Origin of the sequence: Amorphus sp. 3PC139-8 (assembly GCF_040750475.1) — a bacterium.
In the GTDB taxonomy this organism is placed as follows: domain Bacteria; phylum Pseudomonadota; class Alphaproteobacteria; order Rhizobiales; family Amorphaceae; genus Amorphus.
Map to the genome: position 1 here is coordinate 87,953 of NZ_JABJVY010000016.1, position 15,838 is coordinate 103,790.

Annotated in this window: 15 protein-coding genes; 6 read left to right on the plus strand and 9 right to left on the minus strand. The window is 66.1% G+C overall.

All coding sequences use genetic code 11. The annotated features are described in order from the left end of the window. Positions 1 to 170 precede the first annotated feature (170 nt). The 5 genes from HNS03_RS15640 to HNS03_RS15660 form a co-directional block, all read right to left on the minus strand. Complete coding sequence (locus tag HNS03_RS15640) at positions 171 to 713, minus strand: Hsp20/alpha crystallin family protein (protein WP_367196552.1); 543 nt, start codon at positions 711 to 713, stop codon at positions 171 to 173. A gap of 285 nt (positions 714 to 998) precedes the next feature. Beyond that, positions 999 to 1,793: a cyclase family protein gene (locus HNS03_RS15645; protein WP_367196554.1), complete on the minus strand. Its 795-nt coding sequence runs from the start codon at positions 1,791 to 1,793 to the stop codon at positions 999 to 1,001. Then, positions 1,790 to 3,022 (minus strand): SDR family NAD(P)-dependent oxidoreductase, encoded by a 1,233-nt coding sequence (locus HNS03_RS15650; RefSeq protein WP_367196555.1) that lies wholly within the window; start codon positions 3,020 to 3,022, stop codon positions 1,790 to 1,792. Before HNS03_RS15650 ends, HNS03_RS15645 begins: the two co-directional genes overlap by 4 nt. Positions 3,023 to 3,024: 2 nt before the next feature. Continuing rightward, positions 3,025 to 4,191 carry a thiolase family protein gene (locus tag HNS03_RS15655; protein WP_367196557.1) on the minus strand — a complete coding sequence of 389 codons (1,167 nt, stop codon included), beginning with the start codon at positions 4,189 to 4,191 and terminating at the stop codon, positions 3,025 to 3,027. After that, complete coding sequence (locus tag HNS03_RS15660) at positions 4,188 to 5,804, minus strand: AMP-binding protein (RefSeq protein ID WP_367196559.1); 1,617 nt, start codon at positions 5,802 to 5,804, stop codon at positions 4,188 to 4,190. The genes HNS03_RS15655 and HNS03_RS15660 overlap by 4 nt, the downstream gene beginning before the upstream one ends. A gap of 161 nt (positions 5,805 to 5,965) precedes the next feature. Between HNS03_RS15660 and HNS03_RS15665 the strand changes: the two genes are divergently transcribed. Further along, on the plus strand, positions 5,966 to 6,454 hold the full coding sequence (locus HNS03_RS15665; RefSeq protein WP_367196560.1) for a winged helix DNA-binding protein: 489 nt from the start codon (positions 5,966 to 5,968) through the stop codon (positions 6,452 to 6,454). An 8-nt stretch (positions 6,455 to 6,462) separates the two neighbouring features. Here the strand turns inward: HNS03_RS15665 and HNS03_RS15670 are convergent, their stop codons facing one another. Further along, positions 6,463 to 7,215, minus strand: coding sequence for an SDR family NAD(P)-dependent oxidoreductase (locus HNS03_RS15670; protein ID WP_367196561.1), 753 nt, complete (start codon positions 7,213 to 7,215; stop codon positions 6,463 to 6,465). Between the two features lie 216 nt (positions 7,216 to 7,431). Between HNS03_RS15670 and HNS03_RS15675 the strand changes: the two genes are divergently transcribed. The 5 genes from HNS03_RS15675 to infA all read left to right on the plus strand — a co-directional run bounded on the left by HNS03_RS15675 (position 7,432) and on the right by infA (position 12,531). Continuing rightward, the gene (locus HNS03_RS15675; protein ID WP_367196563.1) at positions 7,432 to 8,478 is read left to right on the plus strand and encodes a TRAP transporter substrate-binding protein; all 1,047 of its coding nucleotides are present in this window, start codon (positions 7,432 to 7,434) and stop codon (positions 8,476 to 8,478) included. A gap of 32 nt (positions 8,479 to 8,510) precedes the next feature. Next, positions 8,511 to 9,047, plus strand: a complete 537-nt coding sequence (locus HNS03_RS15680; protein WP_367196564.1) for a TRAP transporter small permease subunit — start codon at positions 8,511 to 8,513, stop codon at positions 9,045 to 9,047. Next, a complete protein-coding gene (locus HNS03_RS15685) occupies positions 9,044 to 10,393 on the plus strand; it encodes a TRAP transporter large permease subunit (protein WP_367196566.1) in 1,350 nt (449 codons plus the stop codon). The genes HNS03_RS15680 and HNS03_RS15685 overlap by 4 nt, the downstream gene beginning before the upstream one ends. 343 nt (positions 10,394 to 10,736) lie before the next feature. After that, complete coding sequence (locus tag HNS03_RS15690; RefSeq protein ID WP_367196568.1) at positions 10,737 to 12,344, plus strand: DEAD/DEAH box helicase; 1,608 nt, start codon at positions 10,737 to 10,739, stop codon at positions 12,342 to 12,344. Then, positions 12,262 to 12,531: a translation initiation factor IF-1 gene (gene infA / locus HNS03_RS15695; RefSeq protein ID WP_306883942.1), complete on the plus strand. Its 270-nt coding sequence runs from the start codon at positions 12,262 to 12,264 to the stop codon at positions 12,529 to 12,531. Before HNS03_RS15690 ends, infA begins: the two co-directional genes overlap by 83 nt. A gap of 241 nt (positions 12,532 to 12,772) precedes the next feature. Here infA and HNS03_RS15700 read toward each other — a convergent pair whose 3' ends face one another. Genes HNS03_RS15700 through HNS03_RS15710 form a run of 3 tightly spaced genes read right to left on the minus strand, consistent with a single transcriptional unit; the run spans position 12,773 to position 15,776 of the window. Further along, positions 12,773 to 14,050: an HlyC/CorC family transporter gene (locus HNS03_RS15700; protein WP_367196569.1), complete on the minus strand. Its 1,278-nt coding sequence runs from the start codon at positions 14,048 to 14,050 to the stop codon at positions 12,773 to 12,775. Then, positions 14,047 to 15,168, minus strand: coding sequence for a 3-dehydroquinate synthase (gene aroB, locus HNS03_RS15705; RefSeq protein WP_367196570.1), 1,122 nt, complete (start codon positions 15,166 to 15,168; stop codon positions 14,047 to 14,049). The genes HNS03_RS15700 and aroB overlap by 4 nt, the downstream gene beginning before the upstream one ends. Next, positions 15,168 to 15,776, minus strand: coding sequence for a shikimate kinase (locus HNS03_RS15710; RefSeq protein WP_367196603.1), 609 nt, complete (start codon positions 15,774 to 15,776; stop codon positions 15,168 to 15,170). Before HNS03_RS15710 ends, aroB begins: the two co-directional genes overlap by 1 nt. Between the last annotated feature and the right edge of the window lie 62 nt (positions 15,777 to 15,838).

Genomic DNA, 15,838 nt, shown 5'->3' on the forward strand with positions numbered 1-15,838 from the left:
GTCGATGAATGCTGGAGGGAAATATCACGAGCTCTGAGGTGTCTGGATACTTTGTTGGCTGGTGCGGGTGATCACCGGGAGCGGCTGGTCGGCGAGAACCGCCGTCGGGCGGCCTTCCCCGTCAAGCGCGCTCCTAAGTCCCGGTCTCGTCGGCCAAACGTTTCGGCTGCCTACGCCGATTTGACGTCGATCTTACGCTTGTTGTTCTGCGCCTCGGGCGTCTTCGGAAGCGTGACCGATAGGAGCCCCTTCTTGAAGACGGCCTCGATCTTGTCGCTGTCGACACCCTCGGGCAGTGGGAAGGACCTTTGGAACGAGCCATAGCGCCGTTCGCTTAGATAGTAGTCTTTTTGCTTTTCCTCTTTTTCTTCCTTCTTTTCGCCCTTGATGGTCAGGACGCCATTGGCGACGCTGACATCGACGTCCTTTTCGTCGAGCCCCGGCAGTTCCACGGTGATTTCGAAGGCTGCGTCCTTTTCGGTGACGTCGACGGCCGGGGACACCGGAAACGCCATCTGCGGAAGCCAAGTGCGCTCCGCCGAAAGAGGGGCCCGCGCCGAGCGCCGCCAAAATCCGGTGCCGAAGGTGTCGAACACATTCTCAATCTCGCGGCGCAGGCTTTCAAACGGCTCCCACGCGCTCGGCGGTGACGGCTTGGTCTCTGGCGCCGTCTGCTCGGATTTGATCGGAACGTCCTTCTCACTTTCGCTCATCTGAACCTCCACCCTTGTGAAAGTCGGCCTGGACAAGGCCGGCACATGCCCGTCAGACAATGTTCCGAGAACCGCTTGTCGCCATAGGTCTCGACCGCATCGGCATCGCTCGGATTTCTGCGATGATCGAGGAGCTATGCTCCCGCGATCGCTATCCGAGCACTGCGCATGCGTTTTGACATTGAGCGAACGCAACTTGACCGTGAGGGGACGCCGATCCGCGGGCCCCAGGGCAAAGGTCTTCGATCGCGGGCCGCGAGATCCACGCGTCCGCCTAGAAGCGCGTCAAGTCCGAGGGGCCAACGCGAGAACCCGCAAGGGGCTGCCGCTCCCCTTGCGGATTTTTAGCGGCGGGCAGATCAGCACGGCGCCTTGCGGTGGCAGGCGGTCGAGATTGGTCAGGCACTGCAACCCGTAGCGGTTCGCGCCGTGCATGTAGAAATGGCACGGATAGGGCGGCCTGAGATGCGCGGCTTGCCCCGCGTCGGTGCCGATCGTCTCGGTGCCAAAGCCAAGGACGTCGCGCTCCTCGATCAGAAAGCGCACGCAGTCCGGGTTCGGCCCCGGCGAGTGCTGGCCGGCCTCATCGTAGTTCTGGAATTCGGCCGGGTCGGTGCGCTTCCCCCAGTCGGTGCGCATCAGCACCCAGGCTCTGGGTGGAATCCGCCCATAGGTCGCTTCCCAGTCGGTCACGAAATCGACGGTCAGCAGGAAGTCGGGGTCCTGTTCGGCCTCCAGGCTGCAGTTGATGACACAGGCCGGGCCGACGAAACTCCGCGGCGGGATGGTGTCCGTGGTGTTGTCCGGCAGGTTGCGGCCTGACACCCAATGGATCGGTGCGTCGAAATGGGTGCCGGTATGCTCGCCGCAGGAGAAGTTGTTCCAGTACCACGAGGCGCCGCGCTCGTCGTAGCGCGAGATTTCCTCCATCCGGAACGGCGCGGCCTGGCCGAATTCCGGCGGCAGAGAGATCCGCGGCATGTCCGGGGCAAGCGTTTGGGTCAGGTCGACGACCTCGACATTGCCTTCGGCGAGATCGGCGACGAGGGCGGCGAGGGATCCAAGGGTCGACGTCGTCATGCCGTCAGCTCCAGTTCCAGCACCTTCGGGTCGGCGCGCCAGCGCTCGTACCAGTCGCGCGCGACCGGGTCCGGGAACAAGTCCTCAAGGCCGTCTTCCAACGCGCGAACGACGTCGGCGGCGAGCCGGCGCGGTGCGATCTTCGGCGGCAGCTCGGTCTGGTTCCAGGCTTCGTCGACGGGGCCGGGAAAGACGTTCAAAACCCGCAAGCCGGCCGGCCTGAACTCCGCCCTGAGGCATTGCGCCAGCGACAGGGCTGCCGCCTTGGAGGCGGAGAAGGTGCCCTGGCTTGGATAGTTGGCGAGTGCGAACACGGAGAGGACATTGACCCAGGCGACCGCATTGGTGGGCACTTCCGCGGCGCGCGCGCTCATGGCCGGGCCGAAGGCCTGGGCAAGCCGCAGCAGCCCGAAATAGTTCACCTCCATCTCCACGCGCGCCGTCTCCACGCCGCGTCGCGACAGGGCGGAGTGGGTGCGGTGGAATTCGGCGGTGTTGAACAGAATATCGACCTTGCCGCCGATCTGGCCCGCCAGCGTGTCGACCGATTGGGTGTCGGTCACGTCGAGAGGGAGCAGCGTCACCTGCGGGATGGTCGAGAGCGCCTCGAAGCCGGGCGCGGCTTTCCAGCGCTCGCTGGCGCCGACCCACACCGTCTCGGCACCGGCCTCCGCCGCTGCGATCGCCATCGCTTGGCCGATCTCCGAGGTGCCGTCGGTTACCAGCACGTGGCGGCCCTTGGGCGAGTTGGAGAATTCCCGCATCAGTGGATCGTCGGTCATATCGGTCACATCCTTATCGGGAAGGGCCGCGAGCACGGCGCGGCCGGCCCTGTCGAGACAGGCGCGTACGCGGACCCGGGCGGGCGGTTCGGCGCAGCGCCCGTGCAGATAGGCGACGACGCTGACCCCGCAGTCGAGCCGGACGATCCCGGTGCGCCAAGGCGCGCGCTCGCGGAAATAGGTCTCGTAGGGCTTGCGGACGCAGGTGACGGCGAGAAGCGTGCCGGCGCCGTCGCGCGGGCGCCATTCCAGCCGGTCCGACAGGCAGCAATGACAGGCCTCGCGCGGGGGATATTGGATCGCCCCGCAGTCCAGACACTCTTGAAGCGCGAACCGTCCCGACGCCGCAGCCGCGGTCAGTCCAAGGGCGAACCGGCTGCGCAGGATCGGCGGCGTCGTCGGCCGGCGTGGCGGAAGCGCGGGATTTCGGTGGGGTCGCTGGTCCATCGTCATGCCGCCAAGAGTGCCGCGCCCGTGGAGAGGCCGCGGTCGTAGTTGATCATGCCGAACCCGCTGACAAGCCCGATCTTGGCGTCCGGCACCGGCGTGCCGACGGTCTGGCCGGTGAGCTGGCGGATCGATTCCACGATGCCGAGAAACCCACCCGCTCCGCCGGCCTGGCCGACGGAGAGCTGCCCGCCGGAGGTGTTGATGGGAAAGCTGCCGGTGGTGGTGAGATCGTGGCCGGCGAGGAAGTCCTTCGCTTCGCCCTTGCCGCAAAAACCGAGATCCTCGATCTGCAGGAACACGATCACGGGGTAGTCGTCATAGGCCTGCACGAAGTCGACGGCCTCCGGCGTGACACCCGCCTGTGCGAACAACTCCTCGCGGTCGACGATCCAGCCGCCCCGGTCCTGGACCGGATCGTCGGGAAAGGCATTGTGGCGCTCGATCGCCCCGACCAGGCGGGCAAAGGGCAGACCCTCGGCGCGGGCGGTCTCTTCGCGCATGACGAGGAAGGCTTCGGCGCCTGCGCACGGCATGACGCAGTCGTAAAGCCGGATCGGATCGGCGATCAGCGGGCTCTTGAGATATTGTTCCAGGGTAAGCGGCTTGGAGAACAGGGCCTGGGGATTGCCGAGCGCGTTGGCGCGCTGGGCCACGCAAATTCGGCCGAAATCGGCGAGCTCCGCGCCATAGGTGCGCATATAGTTGTCGGTCAGGAGGGCGACGCTCGCGTTGGGGCCGCCGGAGCCGTACGGGTAGACGGCATCCTGTCCGAACTGGCTGAAGGCGGCCGTGCCCCGGCGGAAGGAATCCGTCTGGTTGGTGTCGCCGGCCACACAGGCCACGATCTCCGCATCGCCGACCTGCACGGCGCGGGCTGCACGGCGCAGCGCGATCATGCCGCTGGCGCCGCCGAAGGTGACGTTGTCCAGCCAGCGCGGCTGAAAGCCGAGATGCTCGACCATGCCGATCGCGGTATCGGGGGCAAGCGACATGCTCGTCACGCACAGTCCGTCGATGGCCTGCTTCTCCAGCCCAGAACTCTCCACGAGCGCGCGCATCGCCCGCCCGAGGAACCAGTGAGCGCTCCGAGTGGAAAAGCGCTCGTAGGGAACGGTAACCGGCGCGGCCAGCACCACTCCGTCATATCCGAGCCGGCGTGGTGTCACGGCGCGGCCTTCCGCATGTGTTGCTTGCGCATGCGCAGGTCGTAGCAGTCGGCCGCCTGGGTCGGGGCGTCGGCGACATCGCCAAGGTCGGTCTTGCGCACCTTCTGGGTGGAGGTGGTCGGCAGCGACGGCCGGAAGGCAACGAAGCCCGGCAGTTTGTAATAGGCGAGGCGCTCGGCGCAGTGGGCGAAAATAGCGTCGGCGAGTGCGGCGTCGCCCTTGCCGGCGGTCGGCACCACGACGGCAAGCACTTCCTCGCCGCGCAAAGGATCGAGCACCGCGACCACCGCCACCTGGGACACGCCGGGGTGGCTCGCGATCGCGCCCTCGACTTCCACGGCGGCGATATTCTCGCCGGAGCGGCGAATGATGTTTTTCTTGCGGTCCACGAAGTGCAGCGATCCGTCATCGCCGCGCCGCATCACGTCGCCCGTGTGCAGCCAGCCACCTGCCCAGACCTGCGCAGTCGCTTCGTCGTTTTTCAGATAGCCGGAGAAGAAGCGCCGCTTCGGGGCGCTCCCGCGGGCGCGCAGCACGAGTTCGCCCGGTGCGCCGGGCAGCACGTCGCGGCCCGCATCGTCGAGCAGCCGGATTTCGATCGGCGGTCCGGGCCGGTCCGGTCGGCCCAGGCAGCGCTCGCCGACATGGCGCGGCTCCTCGGCCGCGCACAGGATACCGGCACCGCCGGTCTCCGTCATCGCCCAGCCCTCCAGAAGCGGTACGCCGAAGCGTTTCTCGAAGGCGGCGTGATGGTCGGGATGGACCCCGCCGCCCATGCCGAAGCGCAGGGAATGGTTCTTGTCGTCGTCGGCCGGCGGAATCGCGAGCAGGATCGCCGGCATGACGCCGAGATAGTGGAAGCAGGTCGCACCGGTTTCGCGTGCCATCTCCCACCAGGAACGGGGATGAAAGCGATCGACGATGATCTGCGCGCCGCCGGAGGCGAGCATCCCCATGAAGGAGTTGCCCATGGCGTTCACATGGAAGGTCGGCAGCGGGGTCATCAGCCGCTCCACGCCCTCGCGCAGCGAAATGTAGCCGCCTTGCGCGCAGTACCAGTCCGCCCAGCCGTGGAAATAGTCGTTGGTCAGGAGGCAGCCTTTGGGGCGGCCGGTGGTGCCGGACGTGTAGATCAGCGCACACTCCGCCAGCGCCGGATCGGCCGGCGCTGCGCCGGCGGGCGTGGGGGCTCGCGGCAACTCGCTGGTGCCGTCCGCCTGGAGTGGGACCGAAAGTCCCGCCGCCCCCTCCATCGCCTGGGCCGTGCGCGAGGGGAGGTGGACGAAAAGCGCGCTCTCGCTGTGCTCCAGCAGGAAGCGCAACTCGTCGGCGGTGTAGTCGGGATTGACCGGAACCACGCTCGCTCCCACGGCGTTGAGCGCGAGCCAATGGACGAAATGCGCCGGACGGTTTTCCAACAGGAGCGCCACCCGGTGACCCGGGCCGTAGCCGGCCGCGTGATAGCGGGCGGCAAGCGCGTTGACCCGGCGCAAGGTGTCCTGATAGCTGACCGCCGGCTTGTTCAACCCCCAAAGGTCGGCGACCGCCTGAGGAACGACGAGAAGGTCGTTCTCCGGATAACGGGCGGCCTGTGCCTTCAGAAGCGCATACACGCTGCCTGCACCGCTGGTCCATTCACCACCGCATTGACTTTGCGGTTCTGTTACGACTTGCTCCGCTGTCATCTCGCCTGATGCGTTGAAGTTGTTGGAAGGCTGTATCCCGGATGGCCGGAAGTAAGAGTTCGAAATCTGGAAGTAAGCAGGGACCCGAGGTGGCCGAAGGCGCCGACTACGAAGCCAAGCTGGCAGAATTCGAGTATGCGATCTGGCATCTCGGTGCTGCTTTCGCGCGCTGGAGACGCGATTGCCTGGGCTCGGTCTCCGACGTTTCGCTCAGCAGCACCGAAGCGTCGATCCTCCACGCCGTCCATATGAACGGCACGGCCAAGGGGCTGGTGGAGATCGGCCGGCTTCTGCACCGCGACGACCTGACGAACATTCAGTACGGGCTGAAGAAGCTCGGCCAGCTTGGCCTGATCGAGAAGCAGGGACGCTCGCGCAAGAGCATGACCTACGCCGTCTCCGACGAGGGCGATGAGATCATAAAGGCCTATTTGGCGCAGCGCCGCGCGGTGTTGCTGCGGCTGTTCCAGCAGGTCGCGCCGGCCCCGGACGACCTCACGAATCTGATCATGCAGATGCATGTGATGATCGGCATCTACGATCAGTCCGGCGATCTCATTATGAACCGTCAGCCCTGACATGGCGCCTACTGCATCCTGTAGCCGCCATTGACGTCGAGCGTCGCGCCTGTGATCCAGCGGGCCGCGTCGCCGGCGAGATAGCGCACGGCGCCCGCCACATCGTCCGCCGAACCCACCCGACCGAGTGGGATGCGGGCGGCCAGCCCTGGCACTGCGTCGGGGTCCATCGCCCGCTCGAACATGCCGGTCCGCACCGGCCCGGCGGCGATACAGTTCACCGTGATGCCCTGTTCCGCACACTGGCGCGCGGCGATCTTGGTCAGTCCCAGGATGGCCGCCTTCGAGGCGACATAGGCCGGATCTCCGCGATAGCCGCCGAGCTGGCCGGCGGCGGAGGACAGCGTGATGATGCGGCCGTCCGATACCGGCATTTCGCGCCGCCGGCGCAGAAATTCCCGCATGCACAGGAACGTGCCGCGCGCATTCACGGCGTTGACCTGCTCCCACTGCTCCAATGTCACGTCCGCCAACTCCGACGAGATGCCGGGGCCGCCGCCCATGATGCCGGCGCACAGAACCAGGATGGAGACCGGGCCGAGCACGGCTTCGGCGGTCGCGAAACCCGCTTTGACGGAGGCTTCGTCGGCGACGTTTAGGACAATCGTCTCGACGACGGCGCCGGTATCGGCAAGCGCGGCTTTCGCCTGCTCCAGGCCGTCGGGGTCGAGGTCGGCCAGCGCGATCCGACAGCCATCGGCGGCAAGGGCGCGGGCGGAGGCAAGGCCGATGCCGCCGGCCGCTCCCGTCACCAAAGCCACGCGTTTGTCGCTCGGCTGCCTGTCCACGAGGGTCCTCAATTTTCCGGTCGATCCTTCGTTGGAATATTGCAAAAATTTACCGGACAAAATACCCTTTGCAAAAATTAAATTATGGTTTGAAGGTCACGGGGCGCGGTTTCGATCGGACGCCGGGATGGACGAACAAAACGGGTCGGCGGCAGGACGACGCCCAGCCCGCAACAGAGGAGAGAACACATGTTCCGCAGCATGAAGACGACCGGTCTGGTCGCGGTGGCGCTGGCCATCGGCGCCATGGGCGCGCCGGTACAGGCCCAGGATGCCGTCTCGCTCAACGTGCAGAGCGCCTGGCCGCTCAGCCTGCCCGCCAGCGGACGCGACGCCCAGCATTTCGCCGACGCCATCAACACGGCCTCGGCCGGAAATGTCGAGATCGAGCTCTATGGTGCCGGCAAGCTGGTTCCGTCGCTGGAGATCTTCGACGCGGTGCAGCGGGGCACCTTGGATGCCGGCTACACCAGCCCGCTCTATGTCGCCGGCAAGTTCCCGGCCGTGCAGCTTTTCGGCGGAGTGCCGTTCGGACCGGATGCGTTCGAATATCTCGGCTGGATCTACAATGGCGGCGGTCTCGACATCTGGCGCGAAATCTACGCCCAGCAGGGCGTCGTGACCGTTCCCTGTGGTCTCATGGATTCCGAGGCCGGCGGCTGGTACAAAAAGCCGATCGAGACCCAAGCCGATCTGGAAGGCATGAAGCTGCGCTTCGCGGGGCTCGCCGGTGAGGTGATGAAGAAGATGGGCGCTTCGGTCGTGCTTCTCGCCGGCGGCGACATCTATCCCAATCTCGAGCGTGGCGTGATCGACGGAACCGAGTTCTCCATGCCGGCGATCGATGCCAGCGTCGGCTTCGACGACGTTGCGAAGAACTACTATCTGCCGGGCTGGCATCAGCCAGCGGCGATCAACGAGCTGATCATCAACAAGGCGAAATGGGACGCCATGAGCGACGCCCAGCGCGAGCTGATCGAGCTGACCTGCCGCGAGACGATGCTGTGGGGCGTCACCTCCACCATGACGGAGAACGCCGAGGCGGTTGAGAGCTTCAAGGAAAATGGCGTCGAGATCCGCCAGTTCTCGCCGGAGCTTTTGGAGGCCTTCCAGGAGAAGACCGAGGAAGTGATGCAGGAGCAGGCGGCGAAGGACGAGAACTTCAAGCGCGTCTGGGACTCCCTGCAGGCCTACCGCGACAAGAACGCGGCCTGGGTCGAGGTCCGCACGGACTAGTCGGTTAGGCTGAGGGAACGGCAGGACGCGCCATGAACGACGCCCTCTACGGTATCGCGAATGCGATCGACCGGATCACGGTCCCCGTGGGACGCGTTTCCGCGCTCGTTCTGCCGATCCTGATGCTCGTCATCATCCTGAACGTCGTATTGCGCTACGGCTTTGGGCTCGGGCTCGTCGAGCTGGAAGAGCTTCAGTGGCATCTGAACGCACTCGTCGTGCTCGGGTGTCTCGCCTACGCCTATCGCGATGACGTTCATGTCCGTGTCGACCTGTTCCACGCGGAATTCTCTCCCCTGCGCAAGGCGGTCGTGGAGCTTTTCGGCGGCCTCTTCCTGCTGATGCCGTTCGTGATCGGGATCGCCTGGTTCGCGTGGGGGACCTTCGCCTATTCCTTCTCGATCGGCGAAGGCTCGCCGATGCCCAGCGGGCTGCCGGCCCGTTACGTCATCAAGTTCTGCATGTTCGCCGGCTTCGTGCTTCTGGGCCTGCAAGGCATCGCCCAGATTTGCCGGGCCCTCCTGACGCTGCGCGGTGCGGCGTCCTCCTACCCGCCGGTATCGCGTTGACCCAGGACGTCATTTTCGTCGCCCTCATGTTCGCGGCCTTCGCGGGCGGGCTGTTCGCCGGCTTTCCGGTCGCCTTCGTACTCGGCGGCGTCGGGGTGCTGTTCGCCCTTTTGGGGGACCTTTTGCCGATGTTCGGCATCAAGGTCCTGGCCGGCACCAATTTCGTCGGCTTTGCTTCCGACCGCATCTTCGGCACGCTTGCGAACTACTCGCTGGTGCCGATGGCGATGTTCGTCTTCATGGGGCTGATGCTGGAGCGCTCGGGCGTGGCCGATCGGCTTCTGGTCGCGATGGGGCGGATGATGCGCCGCTTGCCGGGCGGGCTGGGCCTGGCGGTGGTCGCGATCGGGCTGGTGCTCGCCGCCTCCACCGGCATCATCGGCGCCTCGGTCGTCCTGCTGGCCACCGTTGCACTGCCGGTGCTGCGGCGTGCCAACTACAACATGCCGCTGGGGCTCGGCACCGTGGCGGCCTCCGGCTGTCTCGGGATCCTAGTGCCGCCCTCGATCATGCTGATCGTCATGGGCGACCAGCTTCGCCTGTCGGTTGGCGACCTCTTTATGGCGGCGATCCTGCCGGGCGCGCTGCTTGCGGCCCTCTATGCGATCTACATCGTCGTGTTGTGTGCCATCCGCCCGGATCTCGCGCCGCCCCAGAAGGTCGATCCGACCGAAGATGGCGCGGGTGCGGCGATGGGATTGTTGCGCGCGCTGATCCCGCCGGTCCTGCTGATGAGCGCCGTGCTCGGCTCGATCTTTCTCGGTATTGCCTCGCCCACGGAGGCCTCGGGCGTCGGCGCGCTGGGGGCCACGCTGCTGGCTGCCGCCGATCGGCAGCTCAACTGGCAGACCCTGAAAGATGTCAGTTACGGCACGGGCAAGACCACGGCCTTCCTGTTCGCGCTCATCTTCGGCGCGAGCTGTTTCTCCGTGGTGCTGAGAGGCTATGGCGGCGACGAGGTCATCGAAGGCGCGATCCAGGGGTTGCCGCTGCCGCCGGAGGCGGTTCTGGGCGTCGTGCTCCTGGTGGTGTTTCTGCTCGGCTTCGTGCTCGACTGGATGGAGATCGTGCTGATCATCGCGCCGTTGACCGTCCCGGTAGTCGTCTCGCTCGGCTTCGATCCACTTTGGGTGGCGATCCTGATCGCGATCTGCCTGCAGACCTCCTTCCTGACGCCTCCAGTCGGAATGGCCCTCTTCTATGTGAAGAGCGCGGCACCGCCCGACGTCACCACGCTGCAGATCTATCGCGGGATCATTCCCTTCGTGCTTCTGCAGCTCCTGGGACTTTTGACGGTCTGGCTGATCCCGGACCTTGCGCTGAAGCTGCCAAGTCTGTCTTACTGACGTGGCTTGAGCGGTTGGGGTGTGGGCATCCGATGGCGGACATGCATCGGGCGCATGCGCATGCCATTGCTTTTTTGCACTGCAAGGTGCATATAGCCATCCAAGCGCGCGTGTACGGAGCGAGATGCTCCGAAGCTGCTTATTCCCAAATATTCGATGAGTGCCCGGCACGCGGGGTCCTCACGGCCTCGCGAGAAGCGGTATTTCGGGCCGGATGGCCCGCCGCTTCGCTCCATGAACGCGATCGAGGTCCGCTTCCCGCGCCAAGTCCGGTCTGGGGGTCGGTCCCGATTCGCTGGCGGCCGCGTTTTCGCGTGCCGCGCACTCTCGACGAAAGAGACCCTTGACCGAATTTACTGATCTCGGCCTTGCTCGGCCGATCCTCACCGCGCTTTCCGATGAGCGCCACATTACCCCGACCCCGATCCAGGCCCAGGCGATTCCGCCGGTGATGGCCGGCCGCGACCTGCTCGGCATTGCCCAGACGGGCACGGGCAAGACCGCGGCGTTCGCGCTGCCGATCCTGCATCGCCTGCAGGGCTCGACTGGTGCGCTGCGCGCCAAGAGCTGCCGCGTTCTGGTGCTGTCGCCCACGCGTGAGCTGTGCGGCCAGATCGAAGAGCGCTTCAAGGCCTATGGCCGCCATGGGCCGCTCAAGACGGCGCTGGTCATCGGCGGCGTGCCGATCGGCCGTCAGCGCCGGGCGGTGGAGAAGGGCGCCGATGTCGTGGTCGCCACGCCCGGACGGCTGTTGGATCTGGTCGAACAGCGCGCCCTGTCGCTGGCGCACGTGGACATCCTGGTGCTCGACGAAGCCGACCAGATGCTGGACATGGGCTTCATTCAGCCGATCCGCCAGATCGTGGCGAAGCTGCCGAAAGAGCGACAGAACCTGTTCTTCTCCGCGACCATGCCGCCGGCGATCGCCGACCTTGCCGCCACGATCCTGACCGATCCGGTCGAGGTCGCGGTGACCCCGGTTGCCAAGACCGCCGACCGGGTCGCCCAGGAGGTCATGTTCGTCGATGCCGGCAACAAGACCGCGGCTTTGGTGGAGCTCCTGAAGAAGGACGAAGTCCGTCAGGCGCTGGTCTTCACTCGCACCAAGCACGGCGCCGACAAGGTCGTGAAGAACCTGGTCAAGGCGGGCGTGCCGGCCGAGGCGATCCACGGCAACAAGTCCCAGAACCAGCGCGAGCGGACACTGGCTGCCTACCGCTCCGGCGAGATCTGGGTGCTGGTCGCGACCGACATTGCCGCGCGCGGCATCGACATCGACGCCATCAGCCATGTGGTGAATTACGATCTGCCACATGTGGCGGAGACTTATGTCCACCGGATCGGCCGTACGGCCCGCGCCGGCGCGACCGGCAATGCCGTCACCCTGTGCGCACCGGACGAGAAGAACCTCCTGCGCGCGATCGAGCGGCTGATCAAGCAGTCGGTCCCGGTCGTCGCCGCCCCGGCGGGGCTGGAGGCTGTCGGCGGTGAAACCGCCGGATCGTCGCGTCCTGGCAACAAGGGTAAGCGGCCGCGCGGGAAGCCGGCGAATGGATCGGCCATGCCGTCCGGCGCGCAGAAAGGGGCGAAGCGTCCCCCGCGTGCAGAGGCGACGGCCGGCGGCGAAGAGGACGGCAACCGGCCGATGAAGCGCTTCCGCGGCGAGCGCACACAGGCCGGAGCCTCGGAAGGTCGCGGTGGCGCGAAGACCGGCAAGCCGCATGGCGGCAAGTCCGCGCGTCCGCATTCTGCCGGCGAGCCTTCGGGCGCCGGCGACACCCGTTTCTCGCAACCGAAGCGCCCGGCGCGCGCCCGCTCCGACGGGGCCTCCGCCGCGCCCGCTTCACAGACACCGGAAAGGAAAGAGCATGGCCAAGGAAGACCTCATCGAGTTCGAGGGCGTCGTAACGGAGGTGCTCCCGGACGGAAACTTTCGCGTGCGGCTGGATAACGATCATCAGATCCTCGCCTACTCGGCAGGTCGGATGAAGAAGCACCGCATTCGCACACTCGCCGGCGACCGCGTGACGGTCGAGATGACGCCCTACGATCTGGAAAAGGGCCGCATCACCTTCCGCCACAAGACCGAAGGGCCCGGCCCGTCGGGCGGTCAGCGCCGGACGTTTCGCCGGCACTAACTTCCCCGGCATTCCAGGCTATCAAGACGAAGAACCGGCGATCTCCGCCGGTTTTTTGTGTCAGAGGGCTGCATTCCCTGGGATTTGCTTCCTTCCCGCAAAGCCGGACGCGAAACCGGTTCCCACTTTCGCTGGCTTTGCTTGAACCAGCGCGCGACCGCGCGGCCGCGAGCGAAGCGGGCTGGCGTGAGTGAAAAAGAATCTACCCGGAAAATCGCTGCGCACTTTTCCTGAGATTTGCTCAGGCCGTTGCGTCCGGAACCTGCTGCACGCGAAGCAGCGTGATCCGGTTACGGTCCTTCTTCTCCACCACGAAGCGCACGCCATGGAAGGTGAAAGCCTGCTTCTCCTCCGGGATCATGCGGGCCTCGTGAATGACGAGGCCGGCGGCGGTGGTGGCCTCCTCATCGGGGAGGTTCCAATCCAGCGCCCGGTTGAGATCGCGGATCGTCACCCCGCCATCGACGAGGAGCGTGCCGTCGGGCTGCGGGCGAACGCCCTGGACGACGATGTCATGCTCATCGGAGATCTCGCCGACGATCTCCTCGATGATATCCTCCAGCGTGACGAGGCCCATGACCTCGCCATACTCGTCCACCACCAGGGCGAAATGCGCCTTGCGCTTCAAGAAGGCGTTGAGCTGGTCGTGAACGTTGGTGGTGTCCGGCACGAACCACGGCGGCTTGGCGATCGCGAGCACGTCGAGCGCATCGATGTTGCCGCCGGCGGCATGGAGCGCGCGCAGCAGGTCCTTGGCGTGCAGGATGCCGACGATATTCTCCGGTTCGCCGCGCCAGAGCGGCAGGCGGGTGTAGGGGCTGGCAAGTGCCAGATCCACGATCTGGGCCGCCGGCTCGTCGGCATTCAGCATCTGCATCTCGGTGCGATGCTTCATGATGTCGGAGACTTCGAGCTCGGCGAGGTCGAGCAGCCCGCCCAGCCGGTCGCGCTCGGCCTTGTGCAGGCCGCCCTGCAGATGCTGCAGGTCCACCGTGCCGCGAATTTCTTCATGGGGCGACAGGCCGGTGCTTTCGTCCACGTCGACGCCGAAACGGCGCAGCAGCCAGCGCACGAACACCTGGACACCGGCCGTCACCGGCCCGAACACCACCACGACAATGCGCACCACCGGTGCGACCGCAAGCGCGAAGCGATCCGGGTTGGCGATTGCCCACGTCTTCGGCAGCACCTCTGAAAAGACAACCACCAGCACGGTCATCAGAAGCGTCGCATAGGCGACGGCGGCGTCGCCGAACAAGGCGAGCAGGGCGCTGGTGGTCAGCGAGGAGGCGAGGATATTGACCAAGTTGTTGCCGAGCAGCACCGCGCCGATCAGCCGTTCCCGGATCTCGATGAGTTGCCCGGCCACGATGGCGCGCCGGTCGCCCGACTTTTCGATCTGATGCATCCGGGCTCGCGAGGCGGCCGTCAATGCGGTCTCGGAACCGGAAAAGAAGGCCGAAAGGCCAAGCAGAACGAGGATCGACCCTGCCGTCAGCCAGAGCTCTAGCGCGCTCATCGCGTCCTCTCGTCCTCCAGGAAGTCGGCAATCACGTCGGGGGCCACGTCATGGGCGATAAAGGCCTGCCCGATGCCGTGGGTCAGGATGAAGGTCAGTGCCCCGCGGCGGACCTTCTTATCCTGCGCCATCAAGGAGAGCAGGTGGTCTGCGTCGCGGGCGGCATCCGGCAGGGCGGTCAGATCGGTCGGCAAGCCGACACTTGCCAGATGGTGCTCCACTCGGATGGTATCCTCCGGCGGGCACATGCCGAGCACGGTCGACAGCCGGAAGGCCATCGCCATGCCGATCGCAACCCCCTCGCCATGGATCAGCGCATCGCCGTAGCCGACGGAGGCTTCCAGGGCATGGCCGAAGGTGTGGCCGAGGTTGAGAAGTGCGCGGGCTCCCGATTCGCGTTCGTCGGCGGCCACGACGCGCGCCTTGGCACGGCAGCTCGTCTCGATCGCGCGGGCAAGCTCGGGCCCGCCGGCGAACACGGCATCCGCATTCGTCTCCAGCCAGGCGAAGAAATCGGGATCGTCGATCAGGCCGTATTTCACGACTTCCGCGTACCCTGCCTTCAGGTGGCGCTCGGGAAGCGTGGACAAGAGGTCGGTGTCGATCAGCACCAGGCGGGGTTGATAGAACACGCCCACGAGGTTCTTGCCATGGTGCGTATTGATCCCGGTCTTGCCGCCGACGGAGGAATCCACCTGGGCAAGCAACGTCGTCGGGATCTGTACGAAGCCCATCCCGCGCCGGACGATGCCGGCGGCAAAACCGGCGAGGTCGCCGACCACGCCGCCGCCGAGCGCGACCACGAGATCTCCGCGCTCCAGCCGGGCGGACAAGATCGCGTCCACCACCCGCTGCAGTTCCGCAAAGGACTTGCTCGCCTCGCCCGCGGGCACGGCGATTGCGTCGGCGGAGATCTCGCCGGCGGCCAGGCCGGCCCGAAGCGCGGCCAGATGATGGTGCGAAACGGTCTCGTCGGTAACGATCATCGCCCGCGCGCCGGGGGCCAGCGCTGCCAGATGCGCGCCGGCTTCGGCCAAGAGGCCGGGACCGATGAGAATGTCGTAGCTGCGCTCGCCGAGGGCGACCGGCACGCTCAGACGGGAACCGATGTCGCGCATCAGCTTGGGGTCTCCGTGGAAGGGGGCGGGGTCTCATGGCTTAAATAGCCATCGAGCGCCTGCAAAAGGCTCGCGACGATCGTGTCGTGCGCAACGTTGTAGGAGGTCACGGTCAGGTCGGCCAATGCGAAAACCGGTTCGCGCTGCTCCAGCAAGCGGCGCATGACCCCCTCCGGATCCTCGCCGGCGAGCAGCGGCCGATTGGTGCGCCGCCGGACCCGCTCCATCAGCGTTTCGTGATCGGCCTTCAGCCAGACCGAGATCCCCATGGCCGCGATCGCGGCTCGGGTGTCCTCGGCCATGAAGGCGCCGCCGCCGGTCGCCAGGATTTGCGGACCTTGCCCCAACAGGCGCTTGATCACCCGGCGCTCGCCGTCGCGGAACGCGGCCTCGCCATGTACCTCGAAAATGTCCGGGATCGCCATGCCCGCCGCCGCTTCGATCTCGTGGTCGGCATCGACGAACGGCAGCTCAAGCCGCGCGGCCAACCGGCGGCCGATGCTGGTCTTGCCAGCGCCGGGCATCCCGATCAGAACGATCGAACGGCTCCCGAGCCGGGCCGCGATTCGCTCCGGCGCAAGAGCGGAGGCGGAGGGAGAACTCGGCAGGGCAGACACGAAAACGGGCTCGCGGGGCTCGGGAATGGCGATGCTTGCTTGAACGGCGCGAC

Bases quoted from the DNA above. Each gene is read 5' to 3' on its own strand.
- HNS03_RS15640 (WP_367196552.1), bottom strand. From the start codon at position 713: ATGAGCGAAAGTGAGAAGGACGTTCCGATCAAATCCGAGCAGACGGCG.
- HNS03_RS15675 (WP_367196563.1), top strand. From the start codon at position 7,432: ATGTTCCGCAGCATGAAGACGACCGGTCTGGTCGCGGTGGCGCTGGCC.
- HNS03_RS15645 (WP_367196554.1), bottom strand. From the start codon at position 1,793: ATGACGACGTCGACCCTTGGATCCCTCGCCGCCCTCGTCGCCGATCTC.
- HNS03_RS15680 (WP_367196564.1), top strand. From the start codon at position 8,511: ATGAACGACGCCCTCTACGGTATCGCGAATGCGATCGACCGGATCACG.
- HNS03_RS15700 (WP_367196569.1), bottom strand. From the start codon at position 14,050: ATGAGCGCGCTAGAGCTCTGGCTGACGGCAGGGTCGATCCTCGTTCTG.
- aroB (WP_367196570.1), bottom strand. From the start codon at position 15,168: ATGCGCGACATCGGTTCCCGTCTGAGCGTGCCGGTCGCCCTCGGCGAG.
- HNS03_RS15650 (WP_367196555.1), bottom strand. From the start codon at position 3,022: ATGGACCAGCGACCCCACCGAAATCCCGCGCTTCCGCCACGCCGGCCG.
- infA (WP_306883942.1), top strand. From the start codon at position 12,262: ATGGCCAAGGAAGACCTCATCGAGTTCGAGGGCGTCGTAACGGAGGTG.